This window comes from Yersinia enterocolitica (assembly GCA_002082245.2).
GTDB lineage: Bacteria > Pseudomonadota > Gammaproteobacteria > Enterobacterales > Enterobacteriaceae > Yersinia > Yersinia enterocolitica_E.
Genome location: NBTC02000002.1, coordinates 4,525,381 through 4,547,009 on the forward strand (window position 1 = coordinate 4,525,381; position 21,629 = coordinate 4,547,009).

The window sequence follows — 21,629 nt, forward strand, 5'->3', positions numbered from 1 at the left end:
TATACTGACTTAGCGAGTGATAAGGATATGTCCGATGGGTATAAATGCGAGTTTACCAATAGCAGCAACGACGGGAAATGGCAGCAAGAATACTGCAAGTGCAGGAAATGATTTGGCATCTCAGATAAAGAATGTAATAGCAAAAATCGCTGAGGTTACGCAAAAACTCAAAGATGGCATTGATATGTCAGAAGATCAGCGAAAAAGTATTCAAGCTCAATTAACGATGTTACAGCAGCAACTGGCTGAGTTGTTACGTCGTCAGGCACAACAAGCGCAGCAAAAGCATGATGGGAAAAGTAGTGCTATTGAGAACGTAGACCAGATAAAAGCACAAGATGGCAATATAGATATCTATATTTGATTCATTAAATTTTAATAAACTAACAGTATTAGCAATCACTTTTCAGGCCTCGCTTTTGAGGCTTTTTAACTAATAAAGAGAGTTCGTTATTATGTTTTTGGGCGTTTGAATATATTGTATTTTTTGATGAAAATTGAGTTAAGATCCGTGTCGCATTCCTAAACGTATCCTCATGTAGGAAAGTGATGCGGGGATAAACGCCCAGCGACTGTTGAGGTAATTGGTAAAGCATTAAAAAAAATCGAGGCCGAGGTATAAATGACCGCAAAAGTTAAGGCTAGCTTGGCTGGTGGTATTTGTTCCGCTGCGGCAATTATTTCTGTCCAACATCCCTTGTAGCGACTCATTTTATCCTTTTTACATCGGGGTGTTTTTCACTCGCGGCTTCATGGTAGATATCAGCTAACCACGCAGCTATTTCCTCCTCAGTCAAAAATGAAGGAATAATGACGTCATATATTCGAGATGATTTCCCCTCATTGCAATCTACTCGGAATAGCTGCCATTCATTGGCAACACTTTTAACACCCAAGCGGCGACCAAAAACACCATAAATGAGCATAACAGGGTCCTCTATCTCAATATGTACGTTCAGTTAACTCCTATAGCAAATAAAGTTCAATATGGAAATTATGAGGATATTCCTCATGCCTGAATAATTGTCTCACCAAAAGGTGGGGGATAAAAATATGGCGCGATGTTGATTAGTTACCATTGCTAATGGTGGTGTTCTTAGGTTTAGTATTTTACAGCTACCGCTTCATTGTATGAAATAAGACCATTCTATATGGCTTATATAGATAGGATTAACTAGATTTAATTTATATATAGCGACTAGCAAAGGTAATAGAAAATGTTTAAGCACCGTTTGTCTGTGATCGCATTAGCGCTGATTGCTTCTCTATCGTTATCTTCAGCCCCTTCCATAGCTAATCCCGGTAATGGGAATGGCGGTGGACACGGAAACAGTGGCGGAAACCACGGTAATAGTGGGGGCAATGGACCCGCTAATAAGGGGAGTAAAGCCAAAAATGGTAGTGATAATTTAGTTTCAGTAAATCTAACCTATGACCGTGTGCGCCCATTAGCTGTTAATTACGGATTGACTGGTTATCAGTCATTACCTCCCGGTATCGCTAAAAATCTGGCACGGGGTAAGCCGCTTCCACCAGGCATCGCTAAGAAAGCAGTTCCTGCATCTTTACTGGGGCAGCTACCTGCTTACCCAGGATATGAGTGGCGTATAGTTGGCAATGACTTAGTACTTATTACATTAAGTACAGCGATTGTTGCATCAGTAATAAATGGCGTATTCGATTAAGTATCCAAAGAAGGATACTCATCAGAGATTTTAACCACCTACGAGTTTAAGCCACTGGCCTTATAAGCCGGTGGCTTTTCATTTGAAATATTTATCTAGTGGATCGAAGTATCGGTACTTTCTGTAGAAAGCTAACATTCTGGCGGGACTTAGACTATACCGGATCATACAACTTATGGCTGCGGGATGTTCCACGACACACCGGCAAAGCTTTCAATGACAGCAAGTCGTTTGTCTGCAGGAACCGGATAGGCAATATCAGCACAAGCTCAAATAACGATAATTCAATGACTGGGACGGAGATCTATGGTAGATCTCTGCTGTTATGGAATGGTATATCACAGCAAAACAGACTTTAATTCTGAGTTAATTCAATATTAAACCCACCTTAAATATTCAGAGTGGTAAACAGATTAAAGCCAAATAATAGCGAATGGAGTCTAAATGAAAGAACTATTAATACTAATAGCAACACTAGTAATCTGGGTGATTGTTGCTAAATTTTTAGCTAAATATTTCATTCATAAAGGGCATCGAGACTTGATGAGTAAAACAAGTGGGGTTATTGTTGGTACAGTTGTTGCTTTTACTTTTTTGATTATTGTGGTAATCCCGATACCGGAAGAGACAATATTGACATCAGCCAACTCTCGCTCATCCGTCACAACGACTATACCAGAAAAAACAATTGATAAGCATGAAGAAAAGACGAAATCAATCGCGCCTCAAGTGCTTATAGAGGAACCTCGCAATCCTGATAATAATGAAAGCATAAAGACGTTGGGTATTAGCCCGGACATTTTTGAAAAAAGAATGAATGCCAACTTAGAAACATCTAATAGTTCGCTTAGACTAAAAATTAATTTTAAAAAAAATGGAGTTAAGAATACGTTCAATTATGCCTTTAATGATCATTTGGTTATTGTGGGAACGATCGACAAACCCAGTCAAAAATTATCAGAGATAACCCTGATAACAAGCGGCGATGGGACTGCTAAGTCTGGTATAGATATTGGCGCTGTGGTTGTTTCGGCTTTCTCCGCCACGCTGGGAGAAAATACGATGAAAACGGGTGAGCCAGGAATAATAATGATGAAACTGATGGCAATGAATAAGAGCAGCACAAAAGATAATGAACCAAGCTCAACCATTTTTAATGGCATAAAATTTAGTTTTTTCAGTAGTGATACTACCGGTTATCGGTTTACAGCAGAACCAGCCTGATTCCATATTATCAGCAATATAGGAAATGCTATCGTTATCAAAATAGCGGGGTAATGCTAGGTAATTTCTACAGCCAGGGCATCGCTCAATTAGGATTATTTGATGATAATCAGCCAGAAATTAACAGTGCAGTGCTGATGGCTGCGCTAGACGATATTAATAGGTCAGACAAAGGAAAGGTGTGGTTTGCCGGACAAGGCATACAGAAAGCATGGCAGATGAAACGTGAGATGCTATCCCGGGTGGGCTGAATTACCGGTTGTGAGATGAAGGTGGTAAGTAGTGAATGGGGCTCAACACTGAATAGACATATTGAGCCATAGCGACCAAATATAGACGGAGTTTTACCATTCTCTTACCATTAATTTACCATTGCCAAATCCCACAAACAAAAAACCAACCCTAACGGATTGGTTTTCTTTGGGATATTTAGTCGGCATGAGAGGATTTGAACCTCCGACCCCCGACACCCCATGACGGCGATCTATAGGCGAAAAAAAACCTCTGGGTTAGCAGAGGCTTTTTAATCTTCAAAGGAGCCGCGTATTTTTTACGTATCCTTTTGGTCCAAACTAGGTCAGTGCTTCATCCGGTCATTTATCATAAGTCACTGGTTTATATGATACTGTCCGGTCACTGTCCTATCAAAAGTGCTGGGGTCCCTGTAATTAAACTTATAATAAATTGATTTTTATAACTATTTTGTTTTTATATTTAATTGAGGGTTCAATGAAGGGACCAAAGAAACAACATGAGCAAAGTTGTGTCGTTTTTCAGCGTTAAAATCATCGATAGCATTGATGCCGAGGAGTTGAACTCACGACAAGCATCAAAACCTATTAGGGTCAGAGATAGCATGTTTAACGTTCAGTGATAAATCTTACACCTACCCAAACATTTTTATAGCCTGAAGCAAGATGAATAACAGATGATAGTTCAGAATTTAAACTCAAAGAAATTAACTGCATGATAAATAACAAAATATTAAATAACTTCAAATAGAGTAAAAAAATAGCACTTTTTGCAAAAATGCTTCAAAGCCCACGGTAACTGGCTTTCGCTATTCCCATCTCTAATCTATCTAAAAATCCCCCATATCTTGATCAATTCGTGCTTTTTGAGAGTTGATCGTCATAAGCGATCTGAAGATACTACCTCCATCAAAACAACAATGGAGAAATGTATGACAGAAAGAAAAAGATTTATCCGTTTACCTGAAGTACTGAAAAGAACGGGTCTTTGCAAAGCTTGGATCTATAAACTTATTAGTCAAGATCGTTTCCCTGAACCTATAAAACTTGGTGAGCGTGCAATAGCATTTGTCGAGAGTGAAATAGATGAATGGATTGATCAGATGATTGATTTATCCCGAAATAAATCGGCCTGATATTTAAATATCGTAAAATAAAAATATCGTTATAAAAATACAGATGAAAACTGTATGGAATTCTTTTAACTAAAATAAGGTGATAAATATGAAGATTAAAACTTTTGAAAATACAGCAACAGAGTTTTTTTATGTGTTATCAATGAAGATTTATATAGAGGCGGTCAGTGATACAGAAGAAAGTTATAGTGTATTTTGTGATCGAGCAATGAATATTCCATTTATGGATGCATTCTTTTCAGAAATAATAAGTCTCATAGAGAAAAACTTTAATCACTATGTCAAACGTTATGGCGCAGATGAAAAACTAGCAGATGTTGATTTCAAAGCAGTGAAAAGAGCACTGTTTGAAACTCACACAGAGGTATTAGAAATAAACGAGTGCTGATTTTCAATAAGAACATTAGTCATATATTAACGAATGTCGTAAGTTAATAAAAATACCATCAATGCTTATTTAGCCCCGAAAGGGGTTGATAGAACTACGCCATCAATTTGAACTAAATATAATGAGGTGTTAAATGAAAAATAGATTAACTGTCAAAGATTTTAAAAATAAAGATTCATTTTTCTTCTATGCAGTATCCTTAATAGCATGTCAGGAAAGTATTGATGAAATCAGCAGCTATTATAATGGTAATGGAACTGATTCATTAAACAACGATGTTTTATTGAAACTTCTGATAAACAATATCGTTATGTATATATTCAATAACTTTGAAAATATGGTTGAGACCTATGGATATAACGAAAACCTTGATGAGGTAGATTTAGACCAAGTCATAGAGACGCTCTGTGTTATCCTGAAAGAAAAAATAAGTGAAGGGTTAGTCTAACCATTATGATTGATATCTGGCCTCTAACGAGGCCGGTATAGATAATCTGCGGTTTTTCTTAGTATTGTATTATACATTACTTTAGCTTTTTTTCTTCCTTGACTCTAATCTCTTCAATAAACTTGGCTCTATCACCATTAAAAAGAACTGCAGGGTTAATGTAATAGATATATTTTGATTTACTTTGTGCGATGATCTTTTTATCAATAAGTTCTTTGATGCCCCTATAGTAAACAGGGTTAGATAAATTAAAGTCACATTGAGCTGCAATGTCTTTTGCTTTTTCAAAGTTCATATAGACTTCATCCTTACCAATGACGTCAGACATCACGAACATAAAAATATAAAAAAGCTTGTTGCCGGTAAGGGTTAGATCAAATAACACCCGGACTCGTGATATGAATATTTTTACGAACTTGGCTTTATCCACTTCTTGTATCGAGTGGATGACTTTTTCATATTTATCACCTTCGGGTGTTTGAAACTTCTCTCCACGCGCCACAGTTCTTTTTCGGCCTCTGGTTTCTATTTCAATATCATCTTCGAAAATAAATGGATTTTGGTTAAATGTTTTCCCAGCCATAAATACTCCTTTTTATTATTATGTTTTAATCTATATAATATTTTTAACAGAAATGTCAAATATAGTTTGAAGTTTTATCTTCATTTCTTATAGGAGTAATGAAGTAAATACCATCAATAATGAAGTAATCACCATCAATCACGAAGAAAAATCTACAATCGTGAAGAAAGATCTACAATAATGAAGAAAGTAGACTTCTAACTTATTGTTACTAAATGAGTTATTCCCCCTTAAGAAGTATAAGAAATATAAGAGATAAGAGGATTTGGCGTTCGCCCTAGATTTTTATAACAGATGACGGGATTTTCTTTTTATTTATCGAGTACCGAATAAAATGGCACCCAATGACGTTCTGTTAATTTGTTTTTCCGTGTTATTGCATTAGCGGCTACGCCGCGATTTTTTATGGATAAATCCATCATTATCGGAGGCAAGCTCCTCACAGCAGAGTGATTGTTAATGACAATCACAAAGCGCTGCTATCAATTGATATTTTTCCGATATATGGGATTAAGAGTAATCTTTTATTGATAATGATACTATTTCTTCACTGTTGTTTCATTTACCTTCATATTTAGCATTGAAATAGATGCAAACTACTTCACCGAGTGAAGAAAAAATTTTGATATCATCGTTGGGGCGTAGCCGTGCGACAGCACCATGAGCTTTAGCTCATAAGATAAAGATGTTTTCAAAAAAGATCTCAATAAGTTTCTGCTAAAACGAAGAGAGCAATGATATCAGGAAATTTCTTCTAAAACCGGGTGTTAAATTTAAAGATAAAAATACCAATAAATATAAATCACTCAATGTATTTGGTTTGCAGTGCTTTGGTAATATTTTATTTTTATGAAACATATTAAATGCTTAGATAAAACTCAAATTTGAGGAGGAAATAATTGAAACATCTCTTGTCTTAATAAGGCCAGTCTAATGCTGGCCTTTCTTGTTATTAAGTCATTATATAAATCATGATCTTTAAGTTGTTAAAACTTTCCCTGATATTGTATGAATAACTACATATTATCAGATGACTTTTTCATCTGTTTTACTCAAATAGCCATTAAATCGCTCTCTGAGTTTCAGCTCACTCTACTCATCCACTTTCAATATAGCAAGAAAATGATCGATTAAAACGATCTATAAATCAATATCGATAGTTTTTAACGATTGATAAACTCTAATCGATCGGGTTTTTAATTGATAATAACGATCGATAATTTATATGTGATAGGTAAAACCTATCATAAGTTTGATTTTGATCGTTACAAACGATATGACGAAAAACAAAAATAATTTAATCCTATCAATTGGTTAAAAAGTTGGTTTGTTCCTTCGTATCAATCGATGCCTCGTATAGAGCCATCTTATTGGTGCCGGAACGGCCTTTATCCTCTCAAACTGACTTCTTTCGAGGGTGTGTATGAGTAAAAGCATTGCGCTATCGCTGGCACTGACGGTTATAGCTTTATCAGGGTGCCAGCAACTTAATGAAGGCGTGAATAAGGTCAATGGGGCGATTAATACCTCGTTATCCTCATTGAACGGAACAGTAGATAACGCATTAGGTCTTTCCACAGCAAAACAAGATACCGGCCCGGCATCCTCAGTTGCTGGCCTTGGTCCTGTCTGTAAGGACTATGAAGAAAATGCCATGGCAGCAGAAAAGAACTGGACGGGTAAACGGATCTCAATTGCTAATGCCACTGTTCTTGAAGTTACTAAAGGCAGGAGTGCCAGCGATATGCTCAATGGTATGCCAAAAGCCGCTCATGCCAACTATTACCTGCTCTTCAAAACATCAGATACCAGCTATTGCGGCGGTATGGTGTGGATCAATTACTACTCCGGGCTGGATGATGCTGTTCTGACTTACAAGAAGGGTCAGAAGGTCAGTATTACCGGGACTATCAATAATTTCGAAGTTCGTGGTTTCGCAACGGCAAACAATGCCGATATGCCGGTTCGTCTCGTTGTATTGAGCAACGGCACTATTAACCATTAATTAAGGATTAAATCTATGCGTAATTTTTTATTCGTTGTTGGTCTTGCGGCTCTGTTATCCGGTTGCGGTGATAATGGTATCTATGGCAGTTATGAAAGTCCTCAATATGGCGTGAGGCTTGATATTCAGAAAGACGTGATCAAGTTCAAAGACGGAGTATTCACCGTGAAAAGCTGGGATGAAAGTCAAAAGCCTGTCTATGTTGCCAAAACACAAAATAAAGATCTCGGTGCTTGGACTTTTAAAATCGAAAAAGTCAATGGTGGCATCATATATCAGGGTGTGAAGTTTAAGAAGGATTGATAAATGGAAAATAATACAATTAAATGCCCGTACTGTTTCAAAGAGAGCTTGCGTGGAGTTCACGTCTGCACAGGGTGCCAAGCTTCAGTATTGTATGGCACTTATCCCAGTTGGTATGCCTTTTTCATTATCCTGCTGTCCTTTGGACTGTCTGCTTTTATAGGTATGGCAGCAGGGATTGCCGGAACTGTAATCAGTATGCCAATAATTGCTGTTGTAGGGTTTGTTGTAGGTAAGATCGCTTTTAAAGATAATATTGTTTTCAGGCGAAGAATGTAATATCAGTATTTCGAGTAAACCTGAACCACGTCTTATTAAGCAGGCGTGGTTTTTTGATGTGGTACATAGCGTTCATAACCTCATTAATAAATGTTCAATCTTAAAATAAACAATAAAATATCATGTGATATATTTGACATTCATTTCACTTGCAATGTATATAATAATAAACAAAGGAGTTAATAATGAGTGATAAGCAAAATGAAGTTTTAGATGAAATATTAAAAGCATTAGTGATTATTGAAAATAAGACAAGAATAAAAAGAGATGAGTTTGATAAATATCCTTCAGAGGATTTAATGCACATCCTGCTTAAGGAGTTAACACCACTACAAGAATCATATCTAAAAGAAAATATTATTGGTTATGAGTATTTATCAGAATATGAAGAGATAAAATGGTTTTGTGATGCATGGCTTTATTATTTCTATGACTGAGACTAGTATTGTATGGCAAAGTTAGTTAAATAGGTGTTGATTTTAAAGAAAGCTATCAGGAAGTTCGAATAACGATGTTATCATATGTTTAGTGAATTTTTCTGGTCCTTTTTCTAAGGGATCATAATATTTACCATTTGTATATATTATCCAATGGTAGCTTTTTGATCCTAAATACCTACAATAGCAAACATAATTTTTATTTATAACAAATGATGAGACTTGACGCCCTTGGATTCTCACATTAAATATATGATTGAGAATCTGCCGCATTTGACTTACTGTAATTTTAAGGTTTGAATTACAAAGCTTGATTTTTTAACAACGTCACTGGCTTCAGAATAAGGTTTCGACATTAGCATTGCTGCTACCGCAATCCCACAACCAGTATGAGACTCAAGTTGTTCGACAAAAATCACGCCCATCTCCCCTATGTATTCAGCTAACTTTAAGCTGAAGATAATAACGATAACTTTTAAAGTAAGATGCCATTTTATTACTATCATCCATTTTCTTGATTCAATAATTGGCTATACCCACGTTCCATTTCTTCTATAAAACACTCTCTAATTGTAGGAAATCCGCACACTAAACACTCTTTTTCTCTAATTTTAAATAATTTATAGAGATAGCTTTCTTTGATATGTGATACATGTACGGCAGGGAATGGTCTGCTTTGTATAATCTTTTTGTTTAGCTCTATGTCATCAATAAGGTTATATTGATCCCCTGTTATATCAATTACAAAGTCATTAATCTCTAGCCAATAGTGACTTATTTGGCTATTTTTTCCAGTCGTAGCACTTACTCCTCTTAACTCAAGTTCAGGCCATAATGTCAGAAAATGATAGGAAAGAAGCATTGAGGATAATTTGCAACTCATAACTGGAAAAGAATCGATAACAAGACAGGTGTTATCTTTATCACATTTTTCGATCAACTCCCGAAACCTAATTGCTTCTTTTTTTATTTCGTTAATGGTTAACAAAATATGATCCTTAGTTGTAAGGTATAATTCATTATTAATGATACATTATTGCCAATGAATTAAAAAGAATATTGTATTGTCTACGATCGTTATATATCCCTATAACCCGGAGGTCGTAGTCTTGAAACATTGCTCTTTCCGGTTTGCTTTGATTGCATGGATGGTGTGAGTTTCATGCGGTTATCAATATCTTGTTTTTCCTGCTTGTAGCGACTTGGAAAACGATTGATTTCCTCCTTCGTCGGTAGATAGTCATCACTGTTAAACCTTGCTCGTTTCTCAAACTCAACACGGGGAACATAGATACCCAGCACCTCATCAAAGACATAGTTTTCAGCAATGCGCTTATCGTGCTCAACATCAGGAGCAACAGGCTTCTTCTTGGCCCAAATAAATTTCTCCTTGAAGAAATCCACGACCAACAGAGTAAAACGCTTGAAGATACCATCCTGACGAGGTTCAATTTTTTTCTTCTTGGACTTAACAGGAGCGCGTTTACCAACTCTGGTTTTTGCTGAGGATGGGTTTCTCAATTTAGTGCGGGCATGAGGTACTGGGGCAACCAGAACTGGCTGTTGGTCTTCTGATGATGACTGCGAACCCGTTTCAGGCAATACGATTTCAACAGGCTCAGGCAACTCGGACACGGTGAAGCTTCTGAGGTCAACAATGATCTGTTGGTCCAGATCTTTAAAGGTTCGGTAGGTAACCTGAGCTTCCTGTTTCATCTCATCACGAACAGCCTGTTCAGCAGCACGGTTTTCCTGAACACTCTTGTTGTTCCACTTAGCACGGTGAATACGCTGCATCGGGGGACGACTGGTTAACGTTGCCTTGGCAAGCCATAACGCCTTGTCTTCAACATCCAAGGTAATAGCGGCATTTTCCAAGGCTTCATTGTGTTGAGCATCAATAGAACGGTGATCAATACGTTCTTCAGTGCCAGCGGCTTCAAGATAACCATTGGTGAGGGTAGACCACGCTTCGCGCCATAGGATCACGTTTTTCTTCTCATTCCAACCTCTATCCTTTTTGCCAAAGCCTTCAGCCGTAATTGGCTTTAACGTCAACATCACATGTGCATGGGGATTATTACTGTCCAGATCGTGGAAAGCGATATCGGCAATCATTCCCTTATCGACAAAATTATTTTGGCAGTATTCCAACACCAGTTTTATTTTGTCCCCGTTGTTTAGCTCACAGGGAATAGCAACATCAAAATAACGGGCTGTCTGACCATCTTTCTGGCGCTCGACTCTTTCAACTTCATTCCATAGGGCTGTTGAGCTTTCAGTAATATAAGAGGGGGCTGAAACAGGCGCTAATATCTGATGATGGAATAAATCAGAACGGTGGCTGAAATCATAGGTATTGCCAGTGCGATCATCTGTTATTCTGCAACGCGCATGGTAAGCTGCCTTTCTGCAGGAAGACATGCCCTCTGAGCGTTTCACAATTTTAAACTCCAGATGAAAAATAGCCATAAAATATACACCTCAAATATAACCATGCTGCTGTTAGTTTTTCGCAAGAAAAACTTTTGTGTTGACCTTGGTTTTTCTTTTAGCCTGCGGCAGGCAACCGTCGGTAGACCCCACACACTCACGAAGTGAGTGTATAAGTGGGCATTGTTTTGATAACAATGTAAAAGCTCTCCTTATTAATTAATACAACCAATATGAAAGGCTGTAAATAAAGAGAAAACAAAACGCCGAATTAAGCGGCGCAATATAGATTAAAGGAAGATGTCATCCGTTAATGATATTAGATGCCTTCCAATGAATTCCCGAAGGACAAGACGAGTTATCTATTAGGCTATGAAAATAAAATAACTAATGAGATAAATTAAGTAACGTGGTGAGTAAGAGGTTTCGTAAATAACTATTATCTAAAATCGTGTTGCATAAATACGTTTCATGGCGGATTAATGGCAGTTAATGTTATCAATAATTTGTTATTTAAATAAATATGATGTAGATAATAAAGAGAGAATATAAAAAGGAAATAATATGAGACTTGGTGAACTTGACGACGTGGCATTAATTTTACTTGGCGTTAATGCAATAATGTGGGGAATTAATATTGGACTATTGAGCTTATGGATAGTGAAATAAATATCACTTATAATATTGATTTTTATTGTAAATATGCTAATGAATAAAAAAGGAGTAAAATACAAGGGGCATATATGTTTAAAAAAAACGATGAGGCTATCGATTTGGAAGCCAAAAGGCTGCTTGATGACGGGATCTTTACTGATTTTGAAAAAGCCTATTTAGAAGCAGAAAAAACAATAATATATATAAGGGAAAAAGCAAAAGAGAGACAAGAGAAAAGTAAGTTTCGATTGAAGATAAAATCAATAAAGAAACAACTGAGTTCTGATCATGAAAGTGTGAATATCCCTTACAGAAATAAAAATAAATACTAAGGGGGATTTATGACAGAAAAGACAATTAAACAACAAATTGCCGCAGCACAAGAACGATTATATTTCTTGGAAGCAAAAAAGAAACAACAAACAAAAAAAGAAAATACGCGTCAGAAAATAATTTTTGGTGCAGAGGTTGCCAAAGTCTTGGGATGTGATATTGGTTATGTAGATAAAGAGTTAGTGTATGGTATTTTACTTAACATATCTAATCTTCGTGAGAGTGATATCGAAAAACTCAAACAGCAAGGAAAAATCTACATTAATACCTTTATCAATAAATAATCCTTTCACGTCCAAACGGTGAACCGACTTAAAATTTACTTTTAGGTCGGTGAACTGTTGACCAAGCCCCAGAGGGCGCGGTAGTTAAATTAATTCACTATTTCCCTCATTATGTCCTCCATCACTATTGACCTCTTTTTTATTTTTGTTAATTAATGATTACGTGAAAATAAAAAAGGACGCGAAAATGATTAAACAATATAAAAAAGGATTTTCCTTATTAGAGTTGGTATTGGTTTTAGGAGTTGGTACTGCAATGGCTTTTATTAAATTTCAGAATATGAAAAATGAGCAAGAAGTTGCTATCGCTAATACGGTAGGAGCGCAGATAAAGCAAGTCGGTGAAGCGGTTAACCGCTATATCAGTATTCGCTATGACAAGCTTTCAACCCTGACAAGCAGCACCAGTCAATCCAATGATCCGGGGCCAAGAGTTTGTTCATCCAATGGTTGTGAAATCACTTATCAGACATTAATTAATGAAGGACTATTGCCTGTCAGTTATACCGGGATAAATGCAAATAAATCTTCATATAAGATTTTATTGAAACGTTCAGGTATTGCCCCAAACTATGTGATTAACGGCCTTGTGATGACAACGGCAATATGGAATGAAGGAGGAAAAGTTCGATATGATCTCCTTGGTAAAGCGATGCAATCGGCAGGAATAGACAGCGGAATGACCCGATCCCCCACTGTAGCTTCTGGCTATGGTGGTCAATGGAATGAAAAATCATCTGATTACAGCAATATTACTACAGAAGGTTTATTGGCCTATCGTGTGGGTTATGATTCATCAATGTATTCGGTTTATTTGCGCCGTGATGGCACATTGCCAATGACGGGAGATCTGAATATGGGCAGCAAAAGTATTAATAACGCCAAAGATATTACCGCTGCAGGCACTGTGATGGCTGAGATATTAAAATCGACAGGGTCAACCAATGTTGGCGATGCCTTAACTGTTATAGGGAATTCGACTTTGACTGGCCCTGTAGAAGTAAGATCTACCTTATCGGTCAGTGGTGCTTCAACCTACGGCGGTGTGGTTCAGGTTAATAATGTTATTAACGCAACCGGTAATATCAATACGACTTCGGATATTAACAGTAAGCGTGTTTATTCTGGTTATATTCAATCGACAGGGCGTATTACATCAGATGAGTATGTGCAGATAAATGGGATTGCTGTATCTGGTGCTGCTTGCTCACCCAATGGACTTATTGGCCGCTCAAGTGCAGGGGATATGCTGTCTTGTCAATCCGGTGTTTGGGGGTCAGGTGGAAAGGTCGAAGTTATTTACGGGAGTAATCCTGTATGTTCAGCGAATAAAATCCCTGTAGCACGCTACTGGACGCAACCGGGAGGTTCTAACTATGGCAATTATTGCACCTTACAAACTGGCTGGGCTGGAGTCACGACACCTTCCTGCGAATCGTGCGTAAATTGGGAAAAATGTCATATGGTTTATTCTGCATCATGGTCAGCAACAGCGTGTAGTTAGTAGATATAGCTGATATAGCAGTCTGTTATTATGTTATGAATATAGATAAAAAATTTATGCTAAGTTTGTTATTACATTCGAAACATTTTAGAGGCAAAGGTTAAATTCGCATTAAATTAGCGGGTGATATATTTTCTTGAAAAATATTGATAAGCAAGAGTAAATATTTTAAATATTATTAGATGCGAATAATTATTTAAGTGGGGGTATTTCAATGGCGTATCTAATATGTCAGTGGATGGGGGTTATTTACAGCTCTATGAGTTGATATAGTTGCCACAAATTTGGGGTGTTATTTTTCCATTTGGCCCTTTAACTGAAGGATAAAGGGCCAAATGGCCCTTTTTAGTGTTTGACCTATACGCGAGAAAATCTAAAGTGTCCTTTGATATGTCTGGCAAGATACCCACCAACAGAATCTGAATGTATTAGATCCGAGTAAATATTTTGAGGGATATCAAAGTATTGATATATAGCACCGTTATTAAACTCAATCTCTAAGGTTGAATCATTAGCGTCATAACCAACGCTACGGATATTACTTGACACTACCGGTTGTCTATTCATATATTCCTCTATAGTTTTACTTTACTTATTCTTGGACTTTGAGATCTCCATGCTTCGATAACTTCAGCATAGTTTGGTTCTTTTTCCGGATATATATTCCAACCACCGGGATTCATTGAATCGTCTTGCGGTAGAATATCATATACAATAGGATCTTGACTATCGGGTCGTCGATCTTTGGGGGGAGGGATTACTGATGTCCTCATTGGTAATTTGACTGCTTCTCCTAACACAATGCATTCTCCCGTTCTGAGAATTGGGAGCATGCTGGTTAATCCATCAAGATTATCTGACATGGCTGAGGTTATATGACTGCGATCTGAAGCGTTATTAAGACGTAGGGCAAAGAAAGTTCCACATTGTGAAAGTATTGTTGAATCAATTTCTGAAGGGCGTTGAGTTACAACCATTGTCCCTATTCCATACTTTCTTCCTTCTTTGACAATTCTTTTCACCATTCGTGATGCCATACTATCATTTTGACTATTTAAATAGTTATGAGCTTCCTCCATAACTATTAGTAAAGGTCGGTGTCTACCACCCTGAGATAGATTTCTTGCCCAAAAAAGTGCTTCATATAATATTCGTAAAACAGCACCTATGATGGTTTTTAATATATCAGAAGGAACGCCAGACAAATCGAGAATGGTTACTGGTTTATCACCAATCCATCCCTTTAGTAATTCATCCAAATCTTTTTGTATATCTCCATCTATTGATGGAGTCCACTGACCCGGTTTAAAAATAAAATCATACCGAGGGACTCTGAGCTTTGAACCTAAGGCTTGTAACTGCTTACCTAACGTAAGTGGCGTTGGTAAGTAATTTATTTTAGTCGCGCCAGCTTCGTTTGATACATTCTTAAATATAGGGGGAACTCCAGATAACGCATTACCCTTTAGCTCTGAACCATCGATCAATGTTTCATAAGCTAAGGTTTCAAGAGGTTGTTTCCCTTGTGTTTTAATGTATGTTCCAAAGGTTTCAGTATATAACTGATGCCATAAACAATGTAGATTGAAAGGAATCGGTGAGTCAGCACTTAGGGTATCTTGGTTTGAGCCATTTCGTGGCTTCCTTTTAAGTGATTCGCTTTTTACTTTTTGTATTTTTTCTAGTAATATATTTCTTTCTTTTTCCGAGTCAATCCCCCCAAAGCAGACTTCTGAAAGTTCATCGAAATTCAGTGCCCAATAAGGTATATAAAGCTCTTTTTCTCCTACGATTGGGTCTGCATTGACTTTATAGATATTAGCCCTATCTTTTAAGCATCGACCATATTCGCCGTGTAGATCAAGCATAATTATTCTAGCAGACGGATATTTTTCACTTTCAGATAATGCGGAAATTAAACTGGCAACGGTAGTAGATTTTCCTGAGCCTGTAGTGCCAACTACTGCAGAATGTCTGGTTATGAGTTTATTAATATCAATGAGCGCGGGTATTGAATCTGCATTTGATATGTGGCCAATCTTGACGAAATATCCTTCATCGGGTTGTCCATAAATTTGTTTTAATTCTTTTTCTGATACAAGATGAACGTTATCACCGATAGTTGGATATTGTGATAGTCCTCTCTGAAATGAACCATTTCTTTGTGCTTCACCAATAAGTTGTATTCTAAGCCATCTATTATCTACTTGTGTATTTTCATCAGTATCTAATGGAGATGCGCTTGCTCCGACCTTACTGATTATTCCAAATAAATTATTGAACCCGATTGGTATTCTGACAAAACTACCTATTTGTCCGGCTCTATATCCTTGACCATCTATATATATGAAACCACTCAGTGAGTCTTTTGATAATGATACGCTTACAGTTGTTCCATTTACATCTTGAACTTTACCTAAATAAGATTCTTTATCAGACATGGTTTCAATCCTTAATAGAACCAATGATTCTTTGTAAGAATGTAGTAAAATCCTTAAAATCACCAAAGCTAACATTTGAGTTACATTGGTTATGCTCTTCTGAGCTAATTCTTTTTATAAAACTGAAAATCTCTTTGTCATCATCATTGTTTTCATTGTAAAACCATTTTCCATAATTTGTACCAATAATGGCAGCATCGTTAGTCCACACATTTAAGTTATGTTGATTTTTAGCTAATCGATATGCTTCAGGATATTTTTCTTTTCCATTAATATTAAAATCACCATACATTAATCCTAAAACCATAGCTGTAGGGTTTGACTTTAGTGCACTTACAATGACATCATTCAAATGACCATCGTTAAATGAATAACCGGATAAGACAAGAAAGGATGATTTTTTTCTAATGAATCTATTCAATTGATCCAATAGAGCCAAATATGGCATTTTTCTACTTTCTTCATATTTAAGGTGTGAAGGGTATATTAAATGGGATGATTCTTTATGATTCGGATGAGTTCTATAAACTCTCTTTTGATTACCTATATTCTTTTGGCACCAGTTTATTGAACCATGAATTTTCCAAAGTCTTGACCAGTGTTTTGGTATTAAATTATCTTCTAATGCTCTTAGGTCAAAGAATGGATTGTTGGCACCAACAAAGCCGTCGAAATATGGTATTTCCATTTCCTCAAGCGATTGTTCCATCAAAAGGTCATAGTTCGTTGTGAAAATTTCCACCGCGATTTTTCTATCAATAGAACGTATCCATTTAGCCAGTTTGTGATATGGAGTTTCTTCATTTGGCAGAATAACATCTATTTTTACTGCTATCTTTTCACATATCAATTTCTCTAGGCCTGCAAGATGTTCTTCACTTAACCCTCTAACTTCTCCTCCTTTAGAAACAGAAACAAGCCCCCGCAAAAAACTAAGAATATCTTCGATATTATCTTTATCTTTTTCAGCTTTAACTAATTCCGTTATGAGTTTTGTATATTGTTGATTATCAATCAATTCTTTGTGGATGTGTTTTGTAAGATTAACTACATCAGGTATTAATGGCCATTCATCTTCAGGCATATCGACTGACAGTGGACACCCTGCGGAAAGGAAGAAACCTATAGCTTCATTATCTTGAGATAGGGACTGCCTTAAGTATTTTATATGACGGATAGGATCGTGTGTAGTATTCATAAAAACACCTTAAAGAGTATGGTTATGTCACTATACTATAGAAATTTTAAAGTAACATTCTCTTTGAAATCTGCCTATTGAACCTTATCTTTTTCAAGATATTGGTCAATCAAATGGAATAATTTCAATCGCATACTTGCAATTTAAATAATCTGCGCTGTCGTAATGTTATGCTTCTATAGCCAGTCGCTCATGCTCCTTATTCATAGTCATTAAGAGAAGAATAGGCTTTTGAGTGAGTTAAAGTAGTGCATGGGAGCAATATCATCACGCAGCAATAGCCTTATGTTTTTGCACTTGAATATAATCCCCCCACCATTGCATAAGATCTGCTCTTTCGACGAGATACTCTGCACGATTGTAAGCGGCTATAATCTCACTGCTTTTAGTATGAGCCAAAGCCGATTCAAGAACTTCCGTCCTGAATTTACCGCATTCCTCTGCTGCTGTCCTTGCGATAGATCGCATACCGTGGGCAACCAATTCACCACCTAACCCCATACGGATCAACGCTGCATTGGCTGTTTGCTCATGCATATGGGTCAGTGGGGTTTTTATGCTGGGAAATACCCACTCTCGATGGCTGCTGATAGGCTGCATATTTTCGAGTATACGAAGAGCTTCTTTGCTGAGCGGCACCTTATGAGGACGTTTCATCTTCATAAATTCGGGGGGTATGTTCCAGATTTTGTTCTCTGTATCGATGTCAGCCCAACGCGCACGAACAGCCTCTCCGGGGCGAACCCAAGTAAGCAATTGCCATTCAATCAGCATACGTGTTTCCAGCCGTATGGAAGCATTCGCCAGTGCAGCCATAAATCTTGGTAGTTCGCTGGGGGGAAGGGCGGGCATATTTTGCTTTTTAGGTTTACTAAAACGCTGACCGAGGTTATCAGCAGGATTAAACTCAATAAGTTCTTCTGTCGCTGCCCAGCGGAAGATTTCATTCAGGCGGGAAATGATTCGGCGCAGGGTTTCCAATACACCGCGTTGTTCAATTGGGTCAAGATGCTGCTTCAATAACTTAGGCCGGATCTCTTTGATAGGAACATTGCCTAATCCGGGGAAGATATTTCGTTCAAGACTACGCCAGATGTCTACTGCATGGTCTTTGGATATACCTGATGTCTTTACCTTCTCATCTAACCACTTTCGAGCAACGGCTTGGAGCGTGTGCTCAGTAGCATCCTTTAATGCATTAGCTTTATCGTTGTTATGGACTTGTGGATCGATGCCATTGGCAAGTAAGGATAGGTATTCATCCCGCAAAACTCTTGCTCTTGCTAACGTGAGGTGGGGGTAGGTTCCGAGGCTTACCTTTGTTCGCTTTTTAGTTACTGGCACTGCATACCTGAAATACCAATTTTTCTTTCCACCCCTTGAGAGGGGGGCGATTCTTAGCATTAAGCCATCACCGTCAAACAAGTTGATTTCTTTGTCTGAAGGTTTAGTGCTTTTGATTTCAGTATCCGTGAGTTTTTTTGCGAGTTTTGCCATTTTGGGACCCTCAAGTTTTGGACCCTTTGTGTTGGGTCCCAAGGAGGGTGCCATAAGTAGTGGTTTCTAGCAATTCTCGGTAGACTACTATAGACGTAAAAAAGCCCACAAGGCTGGTTCCATGCGGGCTTAGTAGACTTTACTATACTTCGGTAAAACTAAAAGTGGTGGAGCTGGGGGGATTTGAACCCCCGTCCGAAATTACTACGCCGTCGGCACTACATGCTTAGTCCAGTCATTACATTCGCCGGTTAGCTGCGGACGGACACGCCACTAACAAACTATCCTGATTAGTTTTAATGCTTCAACCCCAGGCAAGGTTTCCACACGAGCTCTTTTGGGTTTGACCTCTCTTGATCCCCGTCCTAAGAGCGGAGGCTAGGGAGAGAGGGAACCTTCAGTTTCTTAGGCTGATTAAGCTGCTAAAGCAGCAGATTCGTATTGCGAGTCGTTTGCAATTATTTTTTTTGCGGTTTTTTACGAGGCCTCCGCACCTCGGCATGCACCTTGGGTTTCGCGAATCCCGTCGAATCCAGAATCAGCCCCAAAGAACTTCTATAGTATACCAGAACTATACGCTGATAAGCCAGAGACTTAACGGTTAGCGTGTTTCATTATTCTGGCTTTATCGACCTGCCATTCACGATCTTTGATGTCATCACGTTTATCGTGATCTTTCTTACCTTTTGCGACACCGATTTTAACTTTAACCCAAGCATTTTTCCAATATACGGAAAGGGCAACTACGGTAAAACCGTCGCGATTAACTTTACCGAGCAGCGAATCCAGCTCGCGTTTGTTTAGCAGCAGTTTACGGGTACGCATTGGCTCGCAGACAACATGAGTCGACGCAACGTTCAACGGCGTAATGGTGGCGCCAAACAAGAAGGCTTCGCCATTTCTAAAGGTTACGTAGCTATCACTAATGTTGGCTTTGCCAGCACGCAGAGATTTTACTTCCCAACCTTGCAGCGCAAGACCCGCTTCGAACTCTTCTTCAATGAAGTATTCATGGCGGGCTCGTTTATTTTGCGCAATGGTTGCGGAACCGGGTTTGTATGCTTTTTTCTTTGTCATAGTATTGATCATTATACTGTATGCGGAGGCGAATGAAATCCTTTCCCGCAGGATGCCTGTGCATTTTGTCTCATTTGTTGCGTAGAATGCCTAGCAGATTTTTTGTCTGGCGGTAGATAAATGGTATTATCAGCGCGTTTTATGTCTCACAGGAAATGTTATGCCACAGATTAGCCGCTCTGCGTTGGTTCCGTTTAGCGTAGAACAGATGTATCAACTGGTTAATGATGTTCGCTCTTATCCAGAATTTTTGCCTGGTTGCACCGGCAGCCGGGTGCTTGATGTTACTGAAAATGAAATGACGGCCGCAGTTGATGTCGCCAAGGCTGGTATCAGTAAAACGTTTACTACACGCAATACATTGACTGATAACCAGAGCATTAATATGCAATTGGTAGATGGGCCATTTCGGAAATTAATGGGCGGATGGCATTTTACCCCATTAAGTGCAGATGCTTGTAAAGTTGAACTGCACCTGGATTTTGAATTTACCAATAAGCTGATTGAGTTGGCTTTTGGTAAAATATTCAAGGAATTAGCTGGCAATATGGTGCAGGCGTTCACTCAACGTGCTAAAGAGGTATACAGTGTCTGAGATTCGCGTTGAGGTGGTTTATGCCTTGCCTGAACGCCAATATTTGCGGACTGTTTCACTTGAGGCTGGCAGTACTGTTGAGGATGCTATCAAAGCATCAGGTTTACTTGAGTTACGATCAGATATTGATCTGACAAAAAATAAAGTGGGTGTTTACAGCCGCCCGGTAAAGCTGGGAGATAAGCTTTCCACGGGTGATCGTGTTGAGATTTATCGCCCTCTGAGCGCAGACCCTAAAGAGTTACGCCGACAACGCGCCGAACAGGCAAAAAAATAAGGCACCGTCTGTGCCTTATTTTTATTGTAGCCCTGAACTGCTATCGAAGAAAAAGCGTACGCCATCCTATGGTTGCATAAGCATTAGGCGGCTTGTTGCCTAAAACCATAATCAGTATTCGTTCCCTTCATCTGTTCTGCAATCTTCGGATAAATTAATTTCCTGCTAATGTTGGTTCGTTTTTGATATCAGTCAGCACGCCGCTGCTATCAAAGGTCAACGTCAACGTCTGTTGTGTTACTTTCTGGTGGCCAGGTTGTTGGCGGAACACATAGAACCAGGTTTTGGTGCCAAACGGGTCCTGTAGCATTGGTGTGCCTAAGGTATATGCCACTTGTTGCTGGGTCATACCTTTATGAATTTTGGACGCGTCATTAGGTGATAAATAGTTACCCTGATTAATATCAGGCCGGTAGACCACCTTCTCCAGCGTTGAACAACCCGCAGTAAGCATTGCAAGCATCACAGCGGCGGCAGTCAGCATTTTACAGCGCATAGTAATCACATTCCTTTAGGGCGTAGGATGACGATGATAATAGACCTTGCAGCAGTTGGAAACCTTTACAGGGCACCTGTATGACCTCTGGAAAGGAAAAA

27 protein-coding genes and 1 other RNA gene are annotated in these 21,629 nt (G+C 38.3%); 16 read left to right on the plus strand and 12 right to left on the minus strand.

From position 1 onward, the window contains the following. Nucleotides 1–34: 34 nt before the first annotated feature. Nucleotides 35–364: a FlxA protein gene (locus tag A6J66_022145; protein ID PNM26613.1), complete on the plus strand. Its 330-nt coding sequence runs from the start codon at nucleotides 35–37 to the stop codon at nucleotides 362–364. A gap of 343 nt (nucleotides 365–707) precedes the next feature. Here A6J66_022145 and A6J66_022150 read toward each other — a convergent pair whose 3' ends face one another. Next, nucleotides 708–926, minus strand: a complete 219-nt coding sequence (locus A6J66_022150; protein PNM26614.1) for a hypothetical protein — start codon at nucleotides 924–926, stop codon at nucleotides 708–710. A gap of 291 nt (nucleotides 927–1,217) precedes the next feature. On the opposite strand from A6J66_022150, the gene A6J66_022155 reads away from it, so the two are divergent. From A6J66_022155 to A6J66_022180, 6 genes are all read left to right on the plus strand, one after another. After that, on the plus strand, nucleotides 1,218–1,685 hold the full coding sequence (locus A6J66_022155; GenBank protein ID PNM26615.1) for a hypothetical protein: 468 nt from the start codon (nucleotides 1,218–1,220) through the stop codon (nucleotides 1,683–1,685). A gap of 444 nt (nucleotides 1,686–2,129) precedes the next feature. Continuing rightward, the gene (locus A6J66_022160; GenBank protein ID PNM26616.1) at nucleotides 2,130–2,909 is read left to right on the plus strand and encodes a hypothetical protein; all 780 of its coding nucleotides are present in this window, start codon (nucleotides 2,130–2,132) and stop codon (nucleotides 2,907–2,909) included. Between the two features lie 53 nt (nucleotides 2,910–2,962). Then, on the plus strand, nucleotides 2,963–3,160 hold the full coding sequence (locus A6J66_022165) for a DUF4113 domain-containing protein (GenBank protein PNM26617.1): 198 nt from the start codon (nucleotides 2,963–2,965) through the stop codon (nucleotides 3,158–3,160). Nucleotides 3,161–4,092: 932 nt separating this feature from the next. Continuing rightward, a complete protein-coding gene (locus A6J66_022170; protein ID PNM26618.1) occupies nucleotides 4,093–4,296 on the plus strand; it encodes an AlpA family transcriptional regulator in 204 nt (67 codons plus the stop codon). Between the two features lie 88 nt (nucleotides 4,297–4,384). Further along, nucleotides 4,385–4,684 (plus strand): hypothetical protein, encoded by a 300-nt coding sequence (locus tag A6J66_022175; GenBank protein PNM26619.1) that lies wholly within the window; start codon nucleotides 4,385–4,387, stop codon nucleotides 4,682–4,684. A 133-nt stretch (nucleotides 4,685–4,817) separates the two neighbouring features. Next, complete coding sequence (locus A6J66_022180) at nucleotides 4,818–5,132, plus strand: hypothetical protein (GenBank protein PNM26620.1); 315 nt, start codon at nucleotides 4,818–4,820, stop codon at nucleotides 5,130–5,132. A 76-nt stretch (nucleotides 5,133–5,208) separates the two neighbouring features. Here A6J66_022180 and A6J66_022185 read toward each other — a convergent pair whose 3' ends face one another. Continuing rightward, nucleotides 5,209–5,715, minus strand: coding sequence for a hypothetical protein (locus A6J66_022185; protein ID PNM26621.1), 507 nt, complete (start codon nucleotides 5,713–5,715; stop codon nucleotides 5,209–5,211). Between the two features lie 1,423 nt (nucleotides 5,716–7,138). Between A6J66_022185 and A6J66_022190 the strand changes: the two genes are divergently transcribed. The 4 genes from A6J66_022190 to A6J66_022205 all read left to right on the plus strand — a co-directional run bounded on the left by A6J66_022190 (nucleotide 7,139) and on the right by A6J66_022205 (nucleotide 8,739). After that, nucleotides 7,139–7,720 (plus strand): hypothetical protein, encoded by a 582-nt coding sequence (locus A6J66_022190; protein PNM26622.1) that lies wholly within the window; start codon nucleotides 7,139–7,141, stop codon nucleotides 7,718–7,720. Between the two features lie 15 nt (nucleotides 7,721–7,735). Further along, a complete protein-coding gene (locus tag A6J66_022195; GenBank protein ID PNM26623.1) occupies nucleotides 7,736–8,023 on the plus strand; it encodes a hypothetical protein in 288 nt (95 codons plus the stop codon). A gap of 3 nt (nucleotides 8,024–8,026) precedes the next feature. Continuing rightward, the gene (locus A6J66_022200) at nucleotides 8,027–8,302 is read left to right on the plus strand and encodes a hypothetical protein (protein PNM26624.1); all 276 of its coding nucleotides are present in this window, start codon (nucleotides 8,027–8,029) and stop codon (nucleotides 8,300–8,302) included. A 185-nt stretch (nucleotides 8,303–8,487) separates the two neighbouring features. After that, nucleotides 8,488–8,739: a hypothetical protein gene (locus tag A6J66_022205; protein ID PNM26625.1), complete on the plus strand. Its 252-nt coding sequence runs from the start codon at nucleotides 8,488–8,490 to the stop codon at nucleotides 8,737–8,739. A gap of 278 nt (nucleotides 8,740–9,017) precedes the next feature. Here A6J66_022205 and A6J66_022210 read toward each other — a convergent pair whose 3' ends face one another. The 3 genes from A6J66_022210 to A6J66_022220 form a co-directional block, all read right to left on the minus strand. After that, entirely contained in the window at nucleotides 9,018–9,245 is a 228-nt protein-coding gene (locus A6J66_022210; protein ID PNM26626.1) for a hypothetical protein, read from the minus strand. Continuing rightward, entirely contained in the window at nucleotides 9,242–9,727 is a 486-nt protein-coding gene (locus A6J66_022215) for a hypothetical protein (protein PNM26627.1), read from the minus strand. The genes A6J66_022210 and A6J66_022215 overlap by 4 nt, the downstream gene beginning before the upstream one ends. 89 nt (nucleotides 9,728–9,816) lie before the next feature. After that, the gene (locus A6J66_022220; GenBank protein PNM26628.1) at nucleotides 9,817–11,211 is read right to left on the minus strand and encodes a conjugal transfer protein; all 1,395 of its coding nucleotides are present in this window, start codon (nucleotides 11,209–11,211) and stop codon (nucleotides 9,817–9,819) included. A 704-nt stretch (nucleotides 11,212–11,915) separates the two neighbouring features. Here A6J66_022220 and A6J66_022225 point away from each other — a divergent pair. The 3 genes from A6J66_022225 to A6J66_022235 all read left to right on the plus strand — a co-directional run bounded on the left by A6J66_022225 (nucleotide 11,916) and on the right by A6J66_022235 (nucleotide 13,947). Further along, nucleotides 11,916–12,158, plus strand: a complete 243-nt coding sequence (locus A6J66_022225) for a hypothetical protein (protein PNM26629.1) — start codon at nucleotides 11,916–11,918, stop codon at nucleotides 12,156–12,158. A gap of 9 nt (nucleotides 12,159–12,167) precedes the next feature. Then, nucleotides 12,168–12,443: a conjugal transfer protein TraD gene (locus A6J66_022230; protein PNM26630.1), complete on the plus strand. Its 276-nt coding sequence runs from the start codon at nucleotides 12,168–12,170 to the stop codon at nucleotides 12,441–12,443. Between the two features lie 187 nt (nucleotides 12,444–12,630). Then, a complete protein-coding gene (locus tag A6J66_022235) occupies nucleotides 12,631–13,947 on the plus strand; it encodes a shufflon system plasmid conjugative transfer pilus tip adhesin PilV (protein PNM26631.1) in 1,317 nt (438 codons plus the stop codon). Nucleotides 13,948–14,304: 357 nt separating this feature from the next. On the opposite strand, the gene A6J66_022240 is transcribed toward A6J66_022235, so the two are convergent. The 6 genes from A6J66_022240 to smpB form a co-directional block, all read right to left on the minus strand. Then, nucleotides 14,305–14,514: a KTSC domain-containing protein gene (locus A6J66_022240; GenBank protein ID PNM26632.1), complete on the minus strand. Its 210-nt coding sequence runs from the start codon at nucleotides 14,512–14,514 to the stop codon at nucleotides 14,305–14,307. Between the two features lie 8 nt (nucleotides 14,515–14,522). Next, nucleotides 14,523–16,388: a DUF853 domain-containing protein gene (locus A6J66_022245; GenBank protein PNM26633.1), complete on the minus strand. Its 1,866-nt coding sequence runs from the start codon at nucleotides 16,386–16,388 to the stop codon at nucleotides 14,523–14,525. A 4-nt stretch (nucleotides 16,389–16,392) separates the two neighbouring features. Continuing rightward, nucleotides 16,393–17,586: an SIR2 family protein gene (locus A6J66_022250; protein ID PNM26634.1), complete on the minus strand. Its 1,194-nt coding sequence runs from the start codon at nucleotides 17,584–17,586 to the stop codon at nucleotides 16,393–16,395. 267 nt (nucleotides 17,587–17,853) lie between these two features. Beyond that, nucleotides 17,854–19,083 carry a DUF4102 domain-containing protein gene (locus A6J66_022255; GenBank protein PNM27122.1) on the minus strand — a complete coding sequence of 410 codons (1,230 nt, stop codon included), beginning with the start codon at nucleotides 19,081–19,083 and terminating at the stop codon, nucleotides 17,854–17,856. 165 nt (nucleotides 19,084–19,248) lie between these two features. After that, nucleotides 19,249–19,629, minus strand: a transfer-messenger RNA (tmRNA) gene (ssrA, locus tag A6J66_022260). A gap of 48 nt (nucleotides 19,630–19,677) precedes the next feature. Then, complete coding sequence (gene smpB, locus A6J66_022265) at nucleotides 19,678–20,160, minus strand: SsrA-binding protein (protein PNM27123.1); 483 nt, start codon at nucleotides 20,158–20,160, stop codon at nucleotides 19,678–19,680. 106 nt (nucleotides 20,161–20,266) lie between these two features. On the opposite strand from smpB, the gene A6J66_022270 reads away from it, so the two are divergent. Further along, nucleotides 20,267–20,755 carry a ubiquinone-binding protein gene (locus A6J66_022270; protein PNM26635.1) on the plus strand — a complete coding sequence of 163 codons (489 nt, stop codon included), beginning with the start codon at nucleotides 20,267–20,269 and terminating at the stop codon, nucleotides 20,753–20,755. Beyond that, nucleotides 20,748–21,032 (plus strand): RnfH family protein, encoded by a 285-nt coding sequence (locus tag A6J66_022275; GenBank protein PNM26636.1) that lies wholly within the window; start codon nucleotides 20,748–20,750, stop codon nucleotides 21,030–21,032. The genes A6J66_022270 and A6J66_022275 overlap by 8 nt, the downstream gene beginning before the upstream one ends. Before the next feature lie 154 nt (nucleotides 21,033–21,186). On the opposite strand, the gene A6J66_022280 is transcribed toward A6J66_022275, so the two are convergent. Then, nucleotides 21,187–21,528: an outer membrane protein assembly factor BamE gene (locus A6J66_022280; protein ID PNM26637.1), complete on the minus strand. Its 342-nt coding sequence runs from the start codon at nucleotides 21,526–21,528 to the stop codon at nucleotides 21,187–21,189. Nucleotides 21,529–21,629: the final 101 nt, after the last annotated feature.

Coding starts and splice junctions, on each gene's coding strand:
- A6J66_022145 (PNM26613.1), top strand. CDS start 35: ATGGGTATAAATGCGAGTTTACCAATAGCAGCAACGACGGGAAATGGC.
- A6J66_022150 (PNM26614.1), bottom strand. CDS start 926: ATGCTCATTTATGGTGTTTTTGGTCGCCGCTTGGGTGTTAAAAGTGTT.
- A6J66_022155 (PNM26615.1), top strand. CDS start 1,218: ATGTTTAAGCACCGTTTGTCTGTGATCGCATTAGCGCTGATTGCTTCT.
- A6J66_022160 (PNM26616.1), top strand. CDS start 2,130: ATGAAAGAACTATTAATACTAATAGCAACACTAGTAATCTGGGTGATT.
- A6J66_022165 (PNM26617.1), top strand. CDS start 2,963: ATGCTAGGTAATTTCTACAGCCAGGGCATCGCTCAATTAGGATTATTT.
- A6J66_022170 (PNM26618.1), top strand. CDS start 4,093: ATGACAGAAAGAAAAAGATTTATCCGTTTACCTGAAGTACTGAAAAGA.
- A6J66_022175 (PNM26619.1), top strand. CDS start 4,385: ATGAAGATTAAAACTTTTGAAAATACAGCAACAGAGTTTTTTTATGTG.
- A6J66_022180 (PNM26620.1), top strand. CDS start 4,818: ATGAAAAATAGATTAACTGTCAAAGATTTTAAAAATAAAGATTCATTT.
- A6J66_022185 (PNM26621.1), bottom strand. CDS start 5,715: ATGGCTGGGAAAACATTTAACCAAAATCCATTTATTTTCGAAGATGAT.
- A6J66_022190 (PNM26622.1), top strand. CDS start 7,139: ATGAGTAAAAGCATTGCGCTATCGCTGGCACTGACGGTTATAGCTTTA.
- A6J66_022195 (PNM26623.1), top strand. CDS start 7,736: ATGCGTAATTTTTTATTCGTTGTTGGTCTTGCGGCTCTGTTATCCGGT.
- A6J66_022200 (PNM26624.1), top strand. CDS start 8,027: ATGGAAAATAATACAATTAAATGCCCGTACTGTTTCAAAGAGAGCTTG.
- A6J66_022205 (PNM26625.1), top strand. CDS start 8,488: ATGAGTGATAAGCAAAATGAAGTTTTAGATGAAATATTAAAAGCATTA.
- A6J66_022210 (PNM26626.1), bottom strand. CDS start 9,245: ATGATAGTAATAAAATGGCATCTTACTTTAAAAGTTATCGTTATTATC.
- A6J66_022220 (PNM26628.1), bottom strand. CDS start 11,211: ATGGCTATTTTTCATCTGGAGTTTAAAATTGTGAAACGCTCAGAGGGC.
- A6J66_022225 (PNM26629.1), top strand. CDS start 11,916: ATGTTTAAAAAAAACGATGAGGCTATCGATTTGGAAGCCAAAAGGCTG.
- A6J66_022230 (PNM26630.1), top strand. CDS start 12,168: ATGACAGAAAAGACAATTAAACAACAAATTGCCGCAGCACAAGAACGA.
- A6J66_022235 (PNM26631.1), top strand. CDS start 12,631: ATGATTAAACAATATAAAAAAGGATTTTCCTTATTAGAGTTGGTATTG.
- A6J66_022240 (PNM26632.1), bottom strand. CDS start 14,514: ATGAATAGACAACCGGTAGTGTCAAGTAATATCCGTAGCGTTGGTTAT.
- A6J66_022245 (PNM26633.1), bottom strand. CDS start 16,388: ATGTCTGATAAAGAATCTTATTTAGGTAAAGTTCAAGATGTAAATGGA.
- A6J66_022250 (PNM26634.1), bottom strand. CDS start 17,586: ATGAATACTACACACGATCCTATCCGTCATATAAAATACTTAAGGCAG.
- A6J66_022255 (PNM27122.1), bottom strand. CDS start 19,083: ATGGCAAAACTCGCAAAAAAACTCACGGATACTGAAATCAAAAGCACT.
- smpB (PNM27123.1), bottom strand. CDS start 20,160: ATGACAAAGAAAAAAGCATACAAACCCGGTTCCGCAACCATTGCGCAA.
- A6J66_022280 (PNM26637.1), bottom strand. CDS start 21,528: ATGCGCTGTAAAATGCTGACTGCCGCCGCTGTGATGCTTGCAATGCTT.